The following is a 20,631-nucleotide window of genomic DNA, read 5'->3' on the forward strand; positions in this document are numbered from 1 at the left end:
ATATTTTGACAAAATCCCCATTTTCCAAGGAAAATGGCCGATATAAATAGGAGCTATTGTGATGAATTCTTTAGGTGCAGTTATTAAAGAAATTAGAAAAAATAGAAAATTGACACAGAAAATGTTATCAGAAGACATCTGTTCGCAAAGTGTTTTAAGTCGCATTGAAAACAATGAAGAGTTGCCAAACGTTCTCGTAATGCAACAACTTTGTGATCGTTTAGGTGTGACTGTTGACCAGATTATGCGTTATAAATCTGGTGATGTGCACGTTGTTACGTATTCATTTGAAAAAATGGCTGAATATTTTCGCCATAAAAAATATCAATTATTATTAAATTATTTAAAGGAAAATCGTATTGAAGAACAATTGTATTTAGATACGGACTGGCAAAAATATTATTATTATTTAGGTAGTTGTGAATTGTTTGTTCTAAATGATTACGAAAAAGCTATTGCTAGTTTGCGTAAAGGATTATCTTTCACCTATAAAGCCGATAAATTAAATGTTTCTGATTTAGAGATTCAATTAATTAGTTGTCTAGGTGCTACTTATGGTTACATGGGCAATCGAGTAGAGGCAGAACGATTTTTAAGTTTGAGTATTCATTATTTTAATCAATTGCCAAATGAACGCAGTAATGCAGAGTTAACGAAAATATTTTTTAATTATGCTGATTTCTTATTCAAAAATTATACAGAAAAAGATGCCGAAATTTATGTGGATCAAGGAATTACTTGGGCTCGCAAAAAAAATAGTTATTATTATTTAAGTGAATTATTAAATCTAAAATATTTAGTTTTAATGAGAAAGAATAAACATGAAGAAGCGGAACGTTATCTGAACTTAGCACAACAAATGAAAAATGTGGAAAGTGGCAATCTTTAAAAAATCCTCAGAATTGCTTAAAAGGTCTACACCATTTCTTGACTTTTGTACTGATTAAGAGTACTTTTGAAGTAAGTAAAATAAAGAAAGAAGGATGAAGATGAAAACATTTATCTTTGCAGACAAGTTCTTTTTAAAAAGCGATGTTAAAGGACCTGGTTATTTAGAAATCACGGATGGTATCTTTGGTAATTATACAAAAGATGAACCGCAAGGGGACGTAAAAATTATTCGTGAGGAAGGCAAATGGATTGCCCCAGGTTTAGTCGATACTCATATTCATGGTTACATGAATCATGACGTAATGGATAACGATGCAGAAGGCATTAAAGTGATGTCTGAAGGCTTATTATCTTGTGGTGTAACTTCATTTTTACCAACAACGTTAACTTCAAGTAAAGAACGTTTAACAGACGTTGCACGTACGATTGGTCAAGTCTACCAAGAAGTACCTGGTGCAAAAATTCAAGGGATTTACTTTGAAGGACCTTTCTTTACTGAAGAACATAAAGGCGCACAAAATCCAAGTTATTTTGGAGATCCAGACCTTGATACATTCCACGAATGGCAAGAAGCTTCAGGCGGAATTATTAAGAAAATTGCGTTGGCACCAGAACGTAATGGTGTGAAAGAATTTGTTGAAACCGTTACAGATGAAGGTGTCGTTGTTGCTTTAGGCCATAGTAATGCGACCTTAGAAGAAGCTGATGTGGCAGTTGAAGCAGGCGCTAGCGTTTTTGTTCATGCATATAATGGGATGCGTGGCTTAAATCACCGTGAACCAGGGATGGTTGGTGCATTGTTAACGTTACAACACGTTTTCTCTGAATTAATTTGTGATGGACACCATGTACATCCGCAAGCGGCTGAAGTATTGATGGAAAAAGCGGGCCATGATCACGTTGCGTTAATTACAGACTGCATGATGGCTGGCGGTATGCCAGATGGCAACTACAATTTAGGTGAATTTCCTGTTGTGGTAGCAGAAGGAACGGCTCGTTTGGATACTGGGAACTTAGCAGGTAGTATTTTAAAACTAAAAGAAGCAATTAAAAATGTAGTTGATTGGGGTATTGCAACACCTGCACAAGCAATTATGATGGCTTCATTAGTTCCTGCGATCAGCTGTAAAATTGATGATCAATGTGGCATGATTGCAAATGGTCGCGATGCTGACTTTATCGTATTAGAACCAACCATGGAATTAGCAGCCACTTATTTAGATGGCGTTGAACGCTATCGAGCATAAGACACAAGAAAAAGCTTGCGGAAATTTATCCGCAAGCTTTTTTATAATTCTTTTGGTAAAATCGCAGAAGTGATTTCTTTGTTCTCGTAGGCAATAAAAAAATCGATTAATTGCTTGTCAAATTGCTCAATATCCTCTTTGTAAAGGGAGCTAGGAATCACAAAGGTTTGCTCTAGGGTGCCTGCTAGATAATCGCCATCTAAACTTTGGGCGACAACTAAAAATTCTTGTTCGCGCCAATGTTCCACATCTGTTTCAGAAATGGTTTCCGGAGAGGCTAAAAATTTACAATTTTCGACAAACTGTTCATCAATTTCTTCACTGAAAGTTAATTCAGCATCCTCTTCTTGAGGTTGAGAGAGGATTGCTTGCAAAAATGTTTGTGGTTTTGCATCGGGTAATGTTTCTTTTAGCTGTTCAAAATCCAATGAAAGTTCCTCCTTATTGTTTGTTTAAAATAGTTACTGAAAAATCAATGGGTGAATTTGTTTTAAGGCTTTTGGCTTCTAAGATGATTTTTTCAGCCAACAAATCGTTTCCGTTATATACAGGTGTCACGCGATAGCGAACGGTTTCGCCGCGATCAAGAGCTGCCCGAATCTGATTTTCATATTTCGTCATATAAGGAGTGTTGACAGGATTCTGATACAAGGTGGTTAAGTTACGTGGATCATCACCACTGCCTCCCATTTGACGGCCGATTAGGTGGCCACGCGAATGATTAGCTTTTCCTGAAATGAAACCAGCTGGTCGAATATCTTTATTAGCGGAAGTTCCTGTATTGACCATTGCGGGTTTTAATAGCGCATCAGCGCCTGTCGCTCGTTTTAGACGATCTAGTGAATGATAAGTAATCCAGCCGTTTGAGCTATCCTTTAATTCCTCTGCTGAAAATGTGGCTTTACCATTTTCAATGGGTCCAGGATTATCTCCTTTTGGTGCTGGTGTGCTTGAGGGGGTGGTTGTTTGTGGTTGAACATTAAATAAATCTTGTAAAGCATCAGGAACTTTAACGCCAACCGCGCCTAAAATTAAAATGATTAATGCGCCAATCAGCATGATGGTTGAATTAAATGGTGGTTTCTTCTTTCTGTTTGCCATAACGTGCTCCTCTAATTTTATACTTGCAATAGTCCAAATTTAAGTGGACCATCTTTTCTATTATACGTAAATTTGCTAAAAAATCAAAAAAGGCTTTTCTTTGAAAGACTTGTTTTCTCAGATATGTTACTATTTTAATGTAGAAGGGAAGGGATAGTGGATGGCCTATATTGAAGTCAAAAATGAATACAAGCGTTACCAAATGGGAGAGACAACTATTACTGCGAATGACGGCATTTCTTTTGAAGTGGAAAAAGGAGAAGTAGCGGTTATTTTAGGCCCCAGCGGTGCTGGAAAATCAACTGTTTTAAATATTCTTGGTGGAATGGACAGCTGTGATGAAGGGGAAATTATTATTGATGGTACAGATATCGCTCAGTTTTCAGAGAAACAATTAACCACTTATCGACGCAATGATGTCGGGTTTGTTTTCCAATTTTACAATTTAGTCCCAAATTTAACGGCAAAAGAAAATGTCGAATTGGCTTCGCAAATCGTTGCGGATGCGTTGGATTCGACCACTGTTTTACAATCGGTGGGTTTAGGGGAACGTTTAGATAATTTTCCAGCGCAACTTTCTGGTGGTGAACAACAACGAGTAACCATCGCCCGTGCGATTGCTAAAAAGCCCAAGTTACTTTTATGTGATGAACCGACAGGAGCACTGGATTATGAAACAGGGAAACAAATTTTAACCATTTTGCAAAACACTGCTCGCGAAACAGGAACGACCGTCTTAATTATTACCCACAATTCAGCCATTGCAGAAATGGCCGATCGGGTAATTCGAATTAATGATGCGAAAGTTCGCGAAATGACTGTGAATGATCAGCCTAAATTGGTTGCTGAAATTGAATGGTAGGTGCCTAAAATGAAGAAAACAGCGCTAATTAAAACAAGCTTACGTGAAATTAGACAATCTACTACACGGTTTTTATCGATTATGGGGATTATTTTCCTTGGTGTAATGGTCTTTGTTGGTTTGAAAGCTACTGGACCAGATATGATTAAAACCGCGAATAATTATTACCAGAAAGAGCAGCTTCCAGATGCGCGAATAATTTCTACAATGGGACTGGAAAAGAAAGATTTAACAACACTACAGTCTTTAAAAGATGTCGAAACAGTTGTGCCGCGGTATACAATAGATGCCACGATTGGGCCGCAAAATAATGCAGTAAAATTGTTTGGCTATCGAAAAAATCAAGCAGGATCGGTTAACTATCAAGTAGTTGACGGTCGGTTACCTAAACAAACAAATGAAATTGCATTAGATACATTAGCGAAAACTAGATATGATTATAAAATGGGTGATAAAATCACTTTAAACGATGCAGCGATTAAAGAAAAAGGACTGACGCAAACCCATTTTACTGTTGTCGGATTTATCAATTCACCAGAATATATTGATAATACATCCAGGGGAACCACAACGGTCGGTTCTGGAACGTTAAACTTTTTTGGCGTGGTTTCGGAAAAAGCCTTTGACAGTCAACGGTATCCAGAATTGCTAATCTCATTTCGTTCATTAAAACATCAAAATACGTATTCCTCTGATTATGAAAAGAAAAGAGAGCAGGCCTTAAATCAAGTAAAAGAGGCACTGAAAAATCGGCCAGAAGAACAGGTTGCGGCTCTGCGTGATTCGGCTCAGCCGGACATTAACCAAGGTCGGCAAGCGCTGGAAACGGGAAAACAAGCACTTGCGCAGTTGGAGCAACAGCCAGGAATTCCAGCTGAGATGCTTGAAAAGCAAAAAGACGAATTGGCTAAACAAGAACAACTGTTGGCTGAAAAAGAAACAGAGCTAGCCAATTTAAAAGCCCCGACGTATTATTATTTTACCAGGGAAGACAATCCAGGATTTTCTGAATATCAAGATAATGCTGATCGGATTTCTTCTTTAGCCACGCTGTTCCCGTTGTTCTTTTTCCTAATTGCGGCATTAGTCAGCTTAACTACCATGACACGTATGGTGGAAGAAAAAAGAATGGAAATTGGTAGTTTGAAAGCTTTAGGTTATCGTAATCGTGAAATTGCTTCGATTTTTATTACCTATGCAACGGTTGCCAGCCTAACAGGTGCATTATTAGGATTGGCAGTTGGCTATTATCTATTCCCTAAAATAATTTTTGATGCCTACGGTCAAATGTACAATATTCCTGATTTAGTTACACCGTGGTACTTAAATTACAGTTTATGGGGCATCATTGTAGCCTTAGCTTGTACTGTGGGAGCGGCCTTAGTGACATTAAGAATCGATTTATTAAGTACCCCAGCTACCTTGCTAAGACCCAAAGCGCCGAAAGCAGGCCAACGGATTTTATTAGAACGAATCCGCCCTTTATGGCAACGCATGAGCTTTATTCAAAAAGTGACCGCTAGAAATCTGTTCCGCTATAAACGACGGATGCTGATGACTGTTATCGGAATAGCTGGTTGTATGGGGCTGTTAATTGTTGGTTTTGGTTTACGCGATTCAATTGTGGATGTCGCTACAATTCAATTTAATAAAATCTGGCATTACCAAGCAGTCGTGACTTTTAAAGAGCAAACAACACCTGAAGAGACAAAAGAGTATCAAGAAACGTTGCGCAAACTGGATGGTTTGAATAAAACAATTCCGTTATATTCAGAAATCTTTAAAACGAAGGGCCAAGGTGCACCAACTCAAAATATTACTCTTTATGTGCCACAAGATCCTTCGAAAATGGCTGATTTTCAATTATTTAATGATCGAGTCACTGGAGAAAAATATTCCCTCAACGATGACGGTGTAATCATTAATGAAAAATTAGCTAAATTATTTGGCTATAAAGTCGGAGATCAATTAAATTTAGAAAATAGTGATAATCAAACCTATCACGTGAAAATTGCCGCGATTGCAGAGAACTACACGGGTCATTTTGTCTATATGACGCCGAAACTCTACCAGACGATGACGAAACAGAAGCCGGAGTATAATACAGAATTCCTACTTTTTGACAAAAAGTTATCCTCAAAACAAGAAACCTCAATCGGAGAGGCGTTGACAAAACAGCCGAAAGTGTTGAACATTACGTTTTTAACTGCGATGAAAGGTTCGTTTGATGATATGCTGAAAAGCCTTGATATTGTCATTTGGGTACTAATTGCTGTTTCTGGTTCTTTAGCGTTAATTGTGTTATATAATTTAACCAACATTAATGTTTCTGAACGGATTCGAGAACTTTCCACGATTAAGGTTTTAGGGTTTTACGATCGTGAAGTCACTACCTATGTTTACCGTGAAAACATTATTTTAACGTTCATTGGTATTATTGTTGGCTGCTTCTTTGGAAAAATTTTGCATCAGTATATTTTAGCAACCGTTGAAGTTGATTTAATTATGTTTTCGCCAATTATTCATTGGCCAAGTTATCTATATTCCGCAGTCATCACCATGTGTTTCACGTTGTTTGTGATGGTCATTATGCATCGGAAATTGAAGAAAATCAATATGATTGAAGCGTTAAAATCAAATGAATAGCACATTTTAAAAAACGAGGAGTCCGTAGAAGTTCGATAATTCTAGGGCTGCTCGTTTATTGTTGCTTCTTTTATTAAGAAAAAATAGGTCTTAAGATGTATCTTTTGAGATTTATTTGGAAATTACTACTCTTTTTATTTAAAAATTGGTACACTATTACTAGGTTATAGCACAGAAAGGAGTGTGGGAAAAGTGTTAGAAGGTCTACCATTGGAAACGGTTTATTTTTATGCATTAGTGGGGAGCGCGGTCCTCGCTTTTTTACTAATTATTTTTGGGGATGTTTTTAATTTTGATGGACCGGTGGACCCAATGCTGATTATTCCATGGATTGCTTTTACCTCGCTGTTTGGGTACCTTGGGGAAGAGTTAACAGCGGTGAATAGTTGGCTTATTTTAATTGTCAGTGGTATTCTTTCAACCATTATTGTTTTCTTCCTAAATTTTTATGTGTTGGTCCCTTTGAAAAATTCGGAGGCCACAATTTCTATTTCGGAAAAAGACATGGAGGGTCGTGTTGCTACTGTGATTACCCCAATTCCTGTCCGGGGAATGGGCGAGATTCAATTGAAGAGTGTCACAGGTTCGTTAAGTCGACCAGCAGCATTTTATGTGCCACAAGAAGTGGCTGCGCCAAGAGGTAGTGAGGTATTGATTATTGAATTGAAAGAACGGGTTTGTTATGTCATTCCTTACGAAGGCAGTCTAAAAATATAGAGTAGGAGAGAAGAAAATGGGGATTTTGTTACCGATTATTATTGCAGTTTTAGTATTATTAATGTTATTAATTGTGTTTGTTTCTAAATATCAGACAGCCAAACCTGATGAAGCGTTAATTATCAGCGGGAGCTATCTAGGCTCTAAAAATGTTCATGTAGACGAAGGTGGCAACAAAATTAAAATCGTTCGTGGCGGTGGTGCGTTTGTCTTACCAGTGTTCCAACGCTCAAATCGAATTAGTTTGCTTTCAAGTAAATTAGATGTTTCTACACCAGAAGTGTACACAGAACAAGGGGTTCCTGTGATGTGTGATGGGACATCAATCATTAAAATTGGTTCGTCAGTTGAAGAAATTGCGACAGCAGCGGAACAATTTTTAGGAAAAACAACAGAAGAATTAGAAAATGAAGCACGTGAAGTATTAGAAGGACATTTACGTTCGATTTTAGGTTCAATGACAGTGGAAGAAATTTACCAAAACCGTGATAAATTTAGCCAAAGTGTACAAGAAGTTGCCAGTGTTGACTTAGCTAAAATGGGCTTAGTTATTGTGTCGTTCACAATTAAAGAAGTTCGTGATAAAAATGGATACTTGGATTCATTAGGGAAACCAAGAATCGCTCAAGTTAAACGTGATGCAGATATTGCTGAAGCAGAAGCCTTGAAAGAAACTCGCATCAAAAAAGCGGAAGCTGAAAAAGAATCACAACAAGCGGAATTGCAACGTCAAACAGAAATTGCAGAAGCTTCAAAAGAAAAAGAATTGAAATTAGCGTTATACAAACAAGAACAAGATATTGCCAAAGCCAAAGCAGACCAAGCCTATAACTTGGAAAGTGCGCGTGCACAACAACACGTGGTGGAACAAGAAATGGAAGTCAAAGTTGTTGAACGTCAAAAACAAATTGAGTTAGAAGAAAAAGAAATTACGCGTCGTGAAAAACAATACGACTCAGAAGTTAAGAAAAAAGCTGATGCAGATCGTTACGCACGCGAACAAGAAGCTCTTGCTCAAAAAGCACGCGAAGTAGCAGAAGCCGAAGCAGAACGCTTCAAAGTTGAAGCATTAGCCGAAGCGGAAGCCAATAAAACGCGTTTAACAGGTCAAGCGCAAGCCGAAGCTATTTTAGCTCGTGGTGCAGCAGAAGCCGAAGCCAAACAAAAGATTGCTGAAGCCTTCAAAGAATATGGTGAAGCAGCTGTGTTAAGTATGGTGATGGAAATGTTACCACAATTAATGAAAGAAGCAGCACAACCATTGGGCAACATCGACAAGATTTCAGTGGTAGATACAGGCGCAGGTGGCGAAAATTCTGGCGCCAACCGTATTACCAATTATGCAACAAACTTGTTGGCTGGTACACAAGAAACACTAAAAGAAACAACGGGCCTCGACGTGAAAGAGCTAATTGAAAACTTTTCTAAAAAAGGTACCTCAAATAGCGTGAACTATCATGCAACAGAAGGTTCAGAAAAAGAATAGAAATCAGCCATTAAGGAGTAGCGAATCGCATTTCGTTACTCCTTAATGCTGCATTGAAACGATAAACGAACAATCTGACAGAGAAATAGCGAGTGCTTGTTTTGTTTCAAAGATTCTGATAACATAGAGTTCTTGGAGGGATAGAGATGTCAAAAAAGAATAAAGATATTGAAGTACGTGTTGAAGAAGAAAAAGCCCAATACAATGGAGCAAATGTTTTAATGAACAAATTATTTATTGGTAAAAAAGAAATCGGTCGTGTCATTCCGCAAAATGATAAAAAATTCATCATTGAAATTGATGGCAAGCAAGAAGGTACAGCAAAAAATCTGGACGAAGCCTTTGAAACAATTATTCGTCAATGGAATTTAAGTGAATAAAAAATAAATAACAATTTTTTTAAAAAAAGGGTTGCTTTTTTCTGGAAAAGATTGTATTATAACTAAGTCAGGTCGTTACAGCGACAATGACTTTTTGGAGGAATAGCGAAGTGGCTAAACGCGACGGACTGTAAATCCGTTCCTTAGGGTTCAGTGGTTCGAATCCACTTTCCTCCATTTTCTTTTTGGGGTATAGCCAAGCGGTAAGGCAACGGACTTTGACTCCGTCATGCGTTGGTTCGAATCCAGCTACCCCAGTTTTCAGAACATTTCTGGTAGAGAGATGTTCTTTTTTTGTATAATTATATAACAAAAATGAGGTAAGATTTTCCTCATGTACAGGCTAGAAAAGTTTTCATTTATATAAGAATATGCTAAAGTATTAAGAAAGAATAGTCTGGAGTTGATAAGAATGAACTTTAAAGAAAAAATTACAGAAATGGTTGAAAATGTTTACGATTTAGCACGCGATGGTAAGTATGATGTCAAAGTTGACTTAATTCCTCGTAAAAAAGGCAACATCAAAAGTGGTGTTAAAGTCACTTCTTCAAGAAATACAGCCCACAATATCAAGTGGCGTTCAAAAAACTAATTCGTCTTTAACAGAAACACCGGAGCAGACAAAATTATTGTCTACTCTGGTGTTTTTATTTTTCTAATTCGATACCTAAGACAGTTAAATGCCCATTACCAACTAATTTGATAACTAATTGGGCTAAGTGGTTGGGTGTCATATCTGTTTCGCTAGTAATCCACCAATGAAGGGTACCGATGAAGATAGAGGTCATGTATTCAATAACAAAATCTATCGGTACATCAATATCATTTTCGGTAATACGCAACTGCGAAAAAATCGTCGCATATTTTTCTTCGATAATTTCAGCTAAGCGTTTTCGAAAGTGTTCGTTGAAATTATTGTCCATGATAGTTAAGAAGAAAGATTTGTTCTCTTGAATATTAATATAGAGTTGCGTCAGAAGTTCTTCAATGTGCTTCACGCGGACACGGTTGCCATTAACCAGTTGTTGCGAATCAAGAATAGCGGTAAAAGCACTAAGCGTAAAGGTGAAGATTGCATCATATAAATGCTGTTTGTCTTTAAAATGAGCATAAAAAGTCGCACGATTAATCATAGCTTCATCAGCAATATCCTGAATCGTCACCGCTTCGTAGCCTTTCGTTTCTACAAGTTTAAAAAAAGCTTCAATAATCATTTTTCTGGTTCGTTGTACTCTAAGGTCTGTTTTCTTTGCCATCATAAATTCCTTTCGAGATAGTCAACATTCGCGGAAACTTTGTTGTTTATCTCACAAAATAGGGTAAATTGCTTGTTGCAAATCATTTAGAACCTTTCTAAAATAGGTATATCTATTATAACAAACAGTTTGTATAATAATCAACAAACTGTTGGGAAATGAAGGGGTATTTTAATTGATGGTTATGAGAGCAGGGATTGATGTTGGGTCAACGACAGTAAAATTAGTATTTTTAAATAAACAAAATCAGCCTATTTTTACAAAATATGAACGCCATTTTTCAGATGTCAAAGCAGCAACGGAACGTATTTTAAAAGAAGGGCTATCAAGGATCGGTGCAGACCAACCTGTGACAATGAGCATAACTGGCTCTGGTGGTATGGGGCTGGCTGAGGTATTAGGGATTCCCTTTGTTCAAGAGGTTATCGCGTGTACACGAACTGTCGAAACAATAATCCCAGAAACGGATGTTGCTATTGAACTTGGCGGAGAAGATGCAAAAATCACTTTTTTTGATGGTGCTTTAGAGCAACGAATGAATGGTAGTTGTGCAGGTGGGACAGGCGCCTTCATCGATCAAATGGCTGTTTTACTTAAAACGGATGCCAATGGAGTGAATGAATTGGCGAAGAATTATCAAACTATTTATCCGATTGCTTCCCGCTGTGGGGTTTTTGCCAAAACGGATGTTCAACCTTTAATCAATGAAGGAGCAGCGAAAGAAGATATCGCGGCGAGTATTTTTCAAGCGGTAGTTAATCAAACAATCGCTGGGTTAGCTGCTGGTCGCAAAATTAAAGGTAAAGTAGCGTTTTTAGGGGGACCCTTATTTTTCATGTCAGAATTGAGAAAACGGTTTGTTGAAACCTTAGCAATTCAGCCAGAAGATGTTATTTTTCCAGAACAACCGCAACTGTTTGTAGCAATGGGAGCAGCACTTTATTCAGAAGATGCAGCCGAATGTACATTGGAAGAATTAATTCAGCGCTTAGTGAACAGCCAGGCTACTGATTTACAGCCGAGCGACACGTTACCACCGTTATTTAACAGCGCAGAAGATTTAGCAGATTTTCGAGAAAGACACGCGCAAGCTCAAGCAAGGGAGAAACCTTTATCTCAACATACTGGCGTGACCTTTTTAGGGATTGATGCAGGCTCCACAACGACAAAAGTTACATTGATTGATGAAGATGGCCATTTGTTGTTTTCTTTTTATGGTAATAACCAAGGGCAACCTTTAGAAACCACCATGACAGTACTGAAATCACTTTATCAACAACTGCCTGAAGAAGTTTTTATCGGAAAAGCGGCTGTTACAGGATATGGAGAACAGCTAATAAAAAATGCGTTAAAAGTCGATATTGGTGAAGTTGAAACGATGGCCCATTACAAAGCAGCCAACCATTTTCAGCCAGGTGTGGATTTTATTTTGGATATCGGAGGACAAGATATGAAAGCGATGACCATTAAAAATGGCGTGCTTTCCTCGATACAATTAAATGAAGCTTGTTCTTCTGGGTGCGGTTCTTTTATCGAAACCTTTGCGCAATCCTTAAACTATAACGTGAAGGATTTTGCTTTGGCGGCTTTAGAATCGCAAGCGCCGGTTGATTTAGGTTCTCGGTGTACTGTTTTTATGAACTCAAAAGTGAAACAGGTTCAAAAAGAAGGGGCCTCTGTCGGCGATATTTCTGCTGGACTATCTTATTCAGTCATCAAAAATGCCATTTATAAAGTAATTAAGGTTCGCCGACCTGAAGAGTTGGGAGAAAAGATTGTCTGCCAGGGAGGAACATTTTACAATGAAGCGGTCTTGAGAGCTTTTGAAAAAATTAGCGGTCGTGAAGTGGTTCGTCCATCTATTGCTGGTTTGATGGGGGCCTATGGGGCAGCGCTGATTGCTTTGGACGCTTATGAAATTGGGGAAGAAACCACGCTTCTTTCTTTAGGAGAGTTAGCGGCATTTACCTCTGAAAAGGAATTTACTCATTGCGGCTTGTGTGAAAACAATTGTCAATTAACGGTCACAGTGTTTTCGGATGGGCGCCAATTTATTACGGGAAATCGCTGTGAACGTGGTGCACGAATTAAAATTAAACGAGAAGAACGCAAAGTGAATTTGGTTGATTATAAGTACCGCAAGTTATTTAAGTACCGACCTTTGCGGGAAAATAAAGCGTTTCGTGGGCGCTTGGGTATCCCTAGAGTCCTAAACATGTATGAAAATTATCCTTTGTGGCATACATTTTTTACTGATTTAGGCTTTCGGGTCGAATTATCGCCACGTTCTAATAAGCAAATCTATGAACAAGGCCTTGAAACGATTCCAAGTGATACGGTTTGTTACCCAGCGAAAATGGCACATGGACATATTCAAGCATTAATTGATGCGCAAGTGCCAATCATCTTTTATCCTGGTGTCGTTTTTGAACAGCAAGAAACAGTGGAAGCAGATAATCATTTTAATTGTCCAATTGTGCAAAGCTACCCAGATGTTATTCGAAATAATGTGGATGCCATCAGAGAGGGCCAAGTGGATTATCGAAATCCCTATCTTAATTTAGCGAATGAAACTGCAGTTGCCAAAGTTTTAGCTGAAAATTTTGCTGATTTAGGGATTTCCTTAGAAGAAATTCAAACAGCGCTGCATCATGGTTATCAAGAATTAGCAGCCTTTAAAAAAGAAATTCAAGAAAAAGGCGAAGAAACGTTAGCCATGTTAACTGAAAAAGGCCAGAGAGGAATTGTCTTATCGGGACGACCGTATCACTTGGATCCAGAAATTAATCACGGCATTGCCGAAGTCATTACACAGGAAGGATTCCATGTCTTGACAGAAGACAGTATCTCGCATCTTGGAGACGTGCAGAATTTACGTGTGGTGAATCAATGGGTCTATCATTCTCGCTTATATGCGGCGGCTAAAGTAGTGGCTAAGACGAAAAATTTAGAACTTGTCCAACTGAATTCCTTTGGTTGCGGCTTAGATGCTGTGACAACCGATCAAGTAGAAGAAATCATGGATCGGTCTGGCAAAATTTATACAGTCCTCAAAATCGATGAAGGTGCGAATTTGGGCGCAATTCGTATTCGGTTGCGCTCCTTGAAAGCGGCTGTCAATGAGCGGGAGAAGCAACAGTTTGTTCCGCATATGCAAATGGAAGAGCCGGAGAAAATTGTGTTTACAAAACAAATGAAAAAAACACATACCTTACTGTTACCAATGCTTAGCCCGATTCATCAATCTGGATTAGTCGATGTAGCATTACAAGCTTCTGGCTATCATGTCGTCTGTTTGCCTACGCAAGACAAAGAAGCTGTGAATGTCGGGTTAAAATATGTCAATAATGATGCGTGTTACCCAGCAATTATTTCCATCGGACAACTAGTTGAAGCTTTGGAAAGTGGTCAATATGATTTGGATAATGTCAGTGTCTTAATGACGCAAACAGGGGGCGGTTGTCGCGCAACGAATTACATTCCCTTATTACGAAAAGCTTTAAATGATGCTGGTTTTTCTCAAGTTCCTGTAGTTTCAGTTTCGATGGGCAATAAAGGAGTCGAATCCAATCCAGGATTTAAATTTACGTTGCCAATGATCAAGCGCTTAGTAGTTGCCTTTTTATATGGTGACTTATTCGAACGAGTAGTTTATCGAACAAGACCTTATGAAACAGAAAAAGGAATGGTGGATCAACTGCACCAAGATTGGCTAAAAAGAGTGGAAGCCAATGTCCGGAATGGTTCGCTGACACAATTTAATCACTTCATGAAAAAAATTATTCGGACGTTTGATGAAATTCCTTTACAAGAGATAAAAAAACCAAAAGTCGGTGTGGTCGGGGAAATTTTAGTGAAATATTCGCCGACAGCGAATAATGATATTGTGCGTTTGTTAGAAGAAGAAGGTGCTGAAGCAGTTGTGCCAGATATTGTTGGCTTTATGAACTATTCTTTGTACAATCAAATTTGGAAATACGAAAATATGGGCATGTCAAAACAAAGCAAACGTTTAGCAGAATTTGCGATAAAAATCATTGAATTGGTAGAAAAACCAATGGATAAGGCATTGAGAAAATCGGTCCGTTTTGATGGTATTCATTCCATTTATGATATGGCAGCAGATGCAAGTAAAATTTTATCAATTGGCAATCATACGGGTGAAGGTTGGTTTTTAACAGCTGAAATGATTGAGCTCTTAAAACATGAGGTGAATAACATCGTTTGTATGCAGCCGTTTGGATGTTTACCAAACCATATTGTTGGAAAAGGGGTCGTGAAAGAGCTACGACGTCAATATCCGCAAGCAAACATTGCGGCGGTGGATTATGATCCAGGGGTATCTTTGGTTAATCAGTTGAACCGAATCCGTTTGATGATGGCCACAGCGAACAAGTTGTTGAAAGAAGAAAATGTAAAAAGATAATAACTAATAGCAATTCGTTTAAAAACATTTGACTTGGTCACTTTTTACTGACTAAGCCAAATGTTTTTGTTATAAAAAGAAAGCATGCAACTAGACCAACTTTGATAAAAATTCCAATTCCTCTTTTATTTATCATTTTTTGGTTGTTTACACGGTCTATACCAGTTATAATAGAAGAGGAGATGAACGAAGAGGAGGAAGCGTAAATGGTTCAAAATATACCAATTTATATTCAAATTCACGATAAAATCAAAGAAGATATTGAAAAAGGTGTCTGGAGTATCGGGGATCGTTTGCCCTCTGAGCGAGAATTAGCTTTGAAATTTGATGTTAGTCGAATGACCTTACGCCAAGCCATTCAGACTTTAGCAGACGAAGGGATTTTAGAACGAAAAATTGGTTCAGGAACGTATGTAGCACGTAAGAAAGTTCAAGAAACAATGACAGGTACCACTAGTTTTACAGAAATTACCTTGTCTCAAAATCGCGTTCCTTCTAGTCGGACGGTGTCTTATTTTGTAGCGAAACCTAGTTCTAGTGAGATGGAAAAATTACAACTAGGTCCAGAAGATTCAATTTTACGAATGGAAAGAATTCGTTTTGCGGATGACATTCCGATTTGTTTTGAGGTGGCGAGCATTCCTTATTCATTGGTCTCGCAATATGGCAAATCTGAAATCACGAATTCTTTTTATAAAACACTTGAAGCCAAATCTGGCCACAAAATTGGCCACTCTAACCAAACAATCTCTGCTGTTCAAGCATCGGAACAGATCGCAGAATATTTAGAGATTAAACGAGGCGATGCGATTCTGCGTGTGCGCCAAGTATCCTATTTTGAAAACGGACTACCTTTTGAATATGTTCGTACGCAGTATGCAGGAAGTCGATTTGAGTTTTATTTAGATAAGTAGAGAAAAAGAATGAATAAAAGATAGGAAAACTTATCACATTGATAAGTTTTCCTATCTTTTAATTTTTTTTGCTAAAGAAATAAATTGTTTTTTTAATAAAATGCATATTTACTTATTAATTTATCTGACGTTAAAAAATAACGATTTAATGGAATTTATTTATTTTTTAAATATTTTTTAAATAATTTTTATTTATCAGTTATTTTTGTTTTTATTTTGATAAATATTGATTTTGATGGTTTTGTAATGTTGTTTTTAAGAGTTTTTATTTGTTTATTTTATTGTTATAATTATTTTTATGCGAATACGTATATTTTTAAATAGTTGTTGACTATATTTTTTATATATAGTTATAATATTTGTAACAGGTAATAAAACTATAAAAAATGTGGAGGGATTACTTATGGCAGGATCAATTGCTGTAACACCAGAACAACTGAAATCACAAGCGAAAGTATATTCGCAAGCATCGTCTCAAATTCAAGATGCAATTCGTAAAGTGAATTCAATGAACCAACAAATTTCACAACAATGGAAAGGGCAAGCATTTCAAGCGTATCTGGAACAGTACAATCAATTGGAAGGTAATGTCAAACAGATGGAAGAATTATTGATTAGTATTAATCAACAATTAAACAAATATGCAGACACTGTCGCAGAACGTGACCGTCAAGATGCAGGATCATTTGGCTTTTAATTGATCAAAGATTGAAGCGCTAGCGCAATGAATTGCACTAGCGCTTTTTCTAAAGGAGAGAAGATAATGGAAGGGAAAATAAAAAAAGGTATCCCTTTTGCCTTAGCAATTGGAGCAACTTTCTTGTTATTACTTTTTTTCATTCATTTAGGGTTTAAAGATGAGAACGTGACTCGAAGTAGCAAAGATCAGACAACAAAGATGCAGTACGCATTAGTTAATGAAGATAAAGGCGCAAGTTTTGAAGGAAAACGTTATGCATTAGGTTCTGATTTTGTCACATTAATTAACAAAGATACAGCTAATCGATGGGAAACAACGACTCGGAATATCGCAACATCTGGGGTTGAAAATGGACAATTCGATGCTCAAATTATTATTCCGCAAGATTTTTCGGAGAAATTATTGTCACTACAAGCTGTTAGTCCAGAGCAGGCTTCTGTTGAATACCAAGTGCGAGACGGACAAAATGAATTGACCAATCAAGCAATTCAAGACAAAGTAAATACTATTTTGAAAGATTTTAACCAACGCGTAATTCAGATGTATTTTTCCAGTATTGTTGGAAATTTAGTTATCGCACAACAAAACGTTAACCAAATTACTGATACGCAGTTGCTGTATCAAAATCAATTAGAAGAAACAATTCAGCAACCATTTAAAGAAATTCCCATGAATTATACGACAGTATTAAGTACGGCTAGTATTTTAGATGAGGACAATAAATTATTTACAAACGAGCAAGAAGCGTTTGTAAAATCAGTACAAACCTTATTAGAAAGCAACAATCGGAGCTTAGAATCAACTAGTAAGACAACGGAAGATACGAAAAAATCAGTGGACGAGTATTCGAAAGAAGCAAATGAAAAAATAAAAAAATCAATTGCACAATTTAATGAACAGTTTGAGAGACAAAAACAAGAATTGACTAATCAATGGGAAAGTGACACGACAGTATACAAACAACAATTCGATCAACTAAATGGAATGGTAATCAATCAGTTTAGCTCCTTCTACACACCAAGTGAACAAGGAAGCTCAGGGATTTATGCTGACTTTTTATCAGAATCTAAATTATTTCAAGAAACACAAAGCAATCGCATTGGCGAACTACAAAAAGAAATCGCAGAACTACATATGCAAGTAGAACAATTAACTGCGTTAAAAAAGCAAATTGCGGCTACATATTATAATGATCTTGAAGCAACACCTGAGATAGCAACAGACACTCAAATTAAGCAAGCGATTATTCAGTTAATTACGAACGAAAAAGAAAATATACCTAACTTAGATAAAAATTATCAGGAAAGATTGGAAGAATCACTAAGTGAAATTTCTTTTGTAAGTTTAGAAAGACTCGTTAGTGAATTAGAAATGAATAATAGGATTTCAGTTGAACAAGGCAATCTTTTCCGTGATGAGTTACAAATTATTCAGCGATATGCAGAACAACATGAACTTGATTTCACCAATTCAAGCCGCTTTATGTATTTGGAACCTAAACAACTTCATGAAGATACTATAGCGATTCCACAAGAAAAAGTAACTTTTTCACTAGCGACAAATCAAGAGTCGGTTATTTCATTACGACAAACCAATACACAAAATGGCGAATTGTCATTTCTTTTAGATGATTCAAAAGTTCAAACAATTAAAACATCTTTGAATCAGCAGTTAGCAGGTACAGGTTACAGCATTGATATTTCAGCAATTACCCCAACACAGCTAACAATTACCAAACCAGTCAAAATACAAGCTGAGATTCCTGAGAATGATGAAGTGGACGAAGAAAATACGCAAGAAGAGTTGGCAGAAGAATCCGAAGATGAATCTGAAAAAGTAACTGAGCCAGTAAATGATTTGCTCTCACTTCCAGAAAAACTTTCCTTAACGATTGACTTACCAATGTCTTGGCAACTGACACCAGAACAACAAAAAACAGCATTTAATCAGATTGATTATTCTTGGTGGGTAAATAATGAGCTTCAAAATGCACGTTCGTTCGCTGTGTATATTGCAATGGACCAACCATTAGTAACCGATATTCCTGAAATCATGAAGCAATTTCAACTTTTAGATACTGTATCACAACAAATTGTGACTTTATATGGTACGCCTAATCAAAGTCTATCTATTCAAGAGTATGCAGCAATGTTAACCGCTCCTGAAAATCAGGATAAAACAATTGAAGAGTTAGCAGGTGAGACATCCATTTACTGGATGTACGACAATATCACTGAAAACGAGCAAACCATGATGATTACAGATAAATTATTAGACGAATATAAAAAAACAGGAAATCAATTATATCGAGAAACAGATGAACAAATTAATCAATTAAAACAATTAATTGGTACTGAGACAGATCAAAATACAGACGGACGACCTACAACACTTTACGGAACATTAAATTTAATGACGGTCCCTGAAAAATTATTACGAGAAGCGGAGAAATTAAATACATGGTTTGATGAAGCAACAAAACAAGTCAATGCGACATATGCTACTTGGCAAGAAGCTGGAAAAGTGGGAGCTACTTCTGTAATTGATGAAAGAAATCCACATCCAGAAGAAAATCAAACCAGCACTTTAGATGTAGAAACAGAAAATTTAGTTAAAATGATGCAAACGTTAATGCAAACAACGAAAGAAACTAGTCTAACAACAGCTGATTCAGCAGCCAAAGTCAAAGATGTTGCCCAGACTATCAAAGAATTGAAAGCCTCAACAACCAAAGTTCAAGATCATGCGCAAAATATCTTAGCAAACTTAAATGATTCAATTGATGAGTCAAAGAAAACAACCAAAGAAAATGAAGAGTATGCCAAAACATTTGAAAAAGTATTGGCTAATACAAGAGACGGCGGTGCTGATAATCCACGGGTATTTAGTTTCCTTGCGAGCCCAATTCAAGGAGAAGGGATCTTTGGCGAAACCCGACAAGTCTCTTTAATTCCCTATTACGCTACCTTGATTGTTAGTATTTTAACATTCGTTATTGCGCTAACTTTCCAAGGCTTTATGAAGAAAAGAACAGTTACTGTAGCGGATGCGTTGGTTGAACCAACCAGAGTTTGGCAAAATATACCAAATCTGTTATTACTCTTGATTACGGTTATTTTGTTTGGGAGTGTCTTTTCACTTCTACTGGTGTTCAATGTATCTCAAATAAATCGATTCGCTTGGTTTAGCTATAGTTTCTTAGTATTTGCTAGCGGTGCACTTTTGGTTTGTGCTTGTTTACGCCAATTTAAAAAACTTACTTTATATGTTTATGGAGCTATGCTGGGGTTATTTTTCATGTTGACACCTTTATTAGGCATTGCAACAAAGGTAGGCTCATTAAGCAATTGGCTCTATCGTTTATCGCCGCTTCAAAATATCCAAAATGGCTTTACTGCTTTAGTAAATGGCGTACAAATTAGTTGGGTTAGTTACCTTATTTTAATCGTTTTACTTGTTTTAGGTGTTGTCCTTAATTTATTTGTACGACCGGAGGAATAGCCATGAGAAAATTAATAAAAATAGTGATTGTTTTAAGTGTTAATATGCTCTATTTGTCATTGTCATCAACAAAAACAAAAGCAGAAGAAGTAGGCGCTTTAAAAATAAATAATCAAGTGATCTACCAAGATAATCAGCAGAAAAAAAACGTAGAAGTGAATTTCATTATTCCAGATTTGTTTTTGCCGATAAAAGCAGAGAGAGAAAAAGAAGTCAATCAAAGTAAAGCGAGGGTTGTCAACGAAGCAAAAAATGATGTATTTAGGACAGAACAGAATGCAAAAACATTAGCAGTTGATAAAAAGGTAAGGCCTTTTCTGTTCAAAGAGACGGCAACGGTCACTTCTCCTGAAAGCGTTGAATCTCTTGAGGTTCAACGAGAAATATCCATAAACTTTTGGTTGTACAGTGGTATTTTTTTAGGAAGTATAGTTATTTTATTCGTTGGTGTTTTTCTAGGAAACCGTTTTTCATATCATCGTGCACAAAGCGGAAATTAAGGAG

16 protein-coding genes and 2 tRNA genes are annotated in these 20,631 nt (G+C 37.0%); 15 read left to right on the forward strand and 3 right to left on the reverse strand.

Annotated features, from left to right (window positions below; all coding sequences use genetic code 11):
• Positions 1–61: 61 nt before the first annotated feature.
• Positions 62–889, forward strand: coding sequence for a helix-turn-helix domain-containing protein (locus IGM04_RS05635; RefSeq protein ID WP_002381942.1), 828 nt, complete (start codon positions 62–64; stop codon positions 887–889).
• A 100-nt stretch (positions 890–989) separates the two neighbouring features.
• The gene (nagA, locus tag IGM04_RS05640) at positions 990–2,138 is read left to right on the forward strand and encodes an N-acetylglucosamine-6-phosphate deacetylase (RefSeq protein WP_002357814.1); all 1,149 of its coding nucleotides are present in this window, start codon (positions 990–992) and stop codon (positions 2,136–2,138) included.
• Between the two features lie 41 nt (positions 2,139–2,179).
• Here nagA and IGM04_RS05645 read toward each other — a convergent pair whose 3' ends face one another.
• Complete coding sequence (locus IGM04_RS05645) at positions 2,180–2,566, reverse strand: hypothetical protein (protein WP_002357813.1); 387 nt, start codon at positions 2,564–2,566, stop codon at positions 2,180–2,182.
• Between the two features lie 13 nt (positions 2,567–2,579).
• Complete coding sequence (locus IGM04_RS05650; protein ID WP_002363828.1) at positions 2,580–3,239, reverse strand: DNA/RNA non-specific endonuclease; 660 nt, start codon at positions 3,237–3,239, stop codon at positions 2,580–2,582.
• Between the two features lie 160 nt (positions 3,240–3,399).
• Here IGM04_RS05650 and IGM04_RS05655 point away from each other — a divergent pair, with 160 nt between their 5' ends.
• The 8 genes from IGM04_RS05655 to IGM04_RS05690 all read left to right on the forward strand — a co-directional run bounded on the left by IGM04_RS05655 (position 3,400) and on the right by IGM04_RS05690 (position 9,922).
• Positions 3,400–4,101 (forward strand): ABC transporter ATP-binding protein, encoded by a 702-nt coding sequence (locus IGM04_RS05655; protein WP_002360463.1) that lies wholly within the window; start codon positions 3,400–3,402, stop codon positions 4,099–4,101.
• Positions 4,102–4,110: 9 nt separating this feature from the next.
• Entirely contained in the window at positions 4,111–6,747 is a 2,637-nt protein-coding gene (locus IGM04_RS05660; RefSeq protein WP_086317819.1) for an FtsX-like permease family protein, read from the forward strand.
• 183 nt (positions 6,748–6,930) lie between these two features.
• Positions 6,931–7,464 carry a hypothetical protein gene (locus IGM04_RS05665; RefSeq protein ID WP_002357809.1) on the forward strand — a complete coding sequence of 178 codons (534 nt, stop codon included), beginning with the start codon at positions 6,931–6,933 and terminating at the stop codon, positions 7,462–7,464.
• Positions 7,465–7,480: 16 nt separating this feature from the next.
• Complete coding sequence (locus tag IGM04_RS05670) at positions 7,481–8,950, forward strand: flotillin family protein (RefSeq protein WP_086317820.1); 1,470 nt, start codon at positions 7,481–7,483, stop codon at positions 8,948–8,950.
• 146 nt (positions 8,951–9,096) lie between these two features.
• Positions 9,097–9,330: a DUF2969 domain-containing protein gene (locus IGM04_RS05675; RefSeq protein WP_002357806.1), complete on the forward strand. Its 234-nt coding sequence runs from the start codon at positions 9,097–9,099 to the stop codon at positions 9,328–9,330.
• Positions 9,331–9,426: 96 nt separating this feature from the next.
• A tRNA-Tyr gene (locus IGM04_RS05680) sits at positions 9,427–9,507 on the forward strand.
• Between the two features lie 9 nt (positions 9,508–9,516).
• Positions 9,517–9,588, forward strand: a tRNA-Gln gene (locus IGM04_RS05685).
• 154 nt (positions 9,589–9,742) lie between these two features.
• Positions 9,743–9,922 (forward strand): hypothetical protein, encoded by a 180-nt coding sequence (locus IGM04_RS05690; protein ID WP_002357804.1) that lies wholly within the window; start codon positions 9,743–9,745, stop codon positions 9,920–9,922.
• 55 nt (positions 9,923–9,977) lie between these two features.
• Here IGM04_RS05690 and IGM04_RS05695 read toward each other — a convergent pair whose 3' ends face one another.
• The gene (locus IGM04_RS05695; protein WP_002357803.1) at positions 9,978–10,589 is read right to left on the reverse strand and encodes a TetR/AcrR family transcriptional regulator; all 612 of its coding nucleotides are present in this window, start codon (positions 10,587–10,589) and stop codon (positions 9,978–9,980) included.
• A 175-nt stretch (positions 10,590–10,764) separates the two neighbouring features.
• On the opposite strand from IGM04_RS05695, the gene IGM04_RS05700 reads away from it, so the two are divergent.
• The 5 genes from IGM04_RS05700 to IGM04_RS05720 all read left to right on the forward strand — a co-directional run bounded on the left by IGM04_RS05700 (position 10,765) and on the right by IGM04_RS05720 (position 20,627).
• Entirely contained in the window at positions 10,765–15,012 is a 4,248-nt protein-coding gene (locus tag IGM04_RS05700) for a 2-hydroxyacyl-CoA dehydratase (RefSeq protein ID WP_086317821.1), read from the forward strand.
• A 206-nt stretch (positions 15,013–15,218) separates the two neighbouring features.
• Positions 15,219–15,926 carry a GntR family transcriptional regulator gene (locus IGM04_RS05705; protein ID WP_086317822.1) on the forward strand — a complete coding sequence of 236 codons (708 nt, stop codon included), beginning with the start codon at positions 15,219–15,221 and terminating at the stop codon, positions 15,924–15,926.
• 403 nt (positions 15,927–16,329) lie between these two features.
• Positions 16,330–16,623 (forward strand): WXG100 family type VII secretion target, encoded by a 294-nt coding sequence (locus IGM04_RS05710; RefSeq protein ID WP_002357798.1) that lies wholly within the window; start codon positions 16,330–16,332, stop codon positions 16,621–16,623.
• A 27-nt stretch (positions 16,624–16,650) separates the two neighbouring features.
• Complete coding sequence (esaA, locus tag IGM04_RS05715) at positions 16,651–20,127, forward strand: type VII secretion protein EsaA (RefSeq protein ID WP_002400324.1); 3,477 nt, start codon at positions 16,651–16,653, stop codon at positions 20,125–20,127.
• Positions 20,128–20,129: 2 nt separating this feature from the next.
• Positions 20,130–20,627, forward strand: coding sequence for a hypothetical protein (locus tag IGM04_RS05720; RefSeq protein ID WP_002357796.1), 498 nt, complete (start codon positions 20,130–20,132; stop codon positions 20,625–20,627).
• The last annotated feature ends 4 nt before the right edge of the window (positions 20,628–20,631 follow it).

It is taken from the genome of Enterococcus sp. DIV2385 (assembly GCF_051711925.1).
In the GTDB taxonomy this organism is placed as follows: domain Bacteria; phylum Bacillota; class Bacilli; order Lactobacillales; family Enterococcaceae; genus Enterococcus; species Enterococcus faecalis.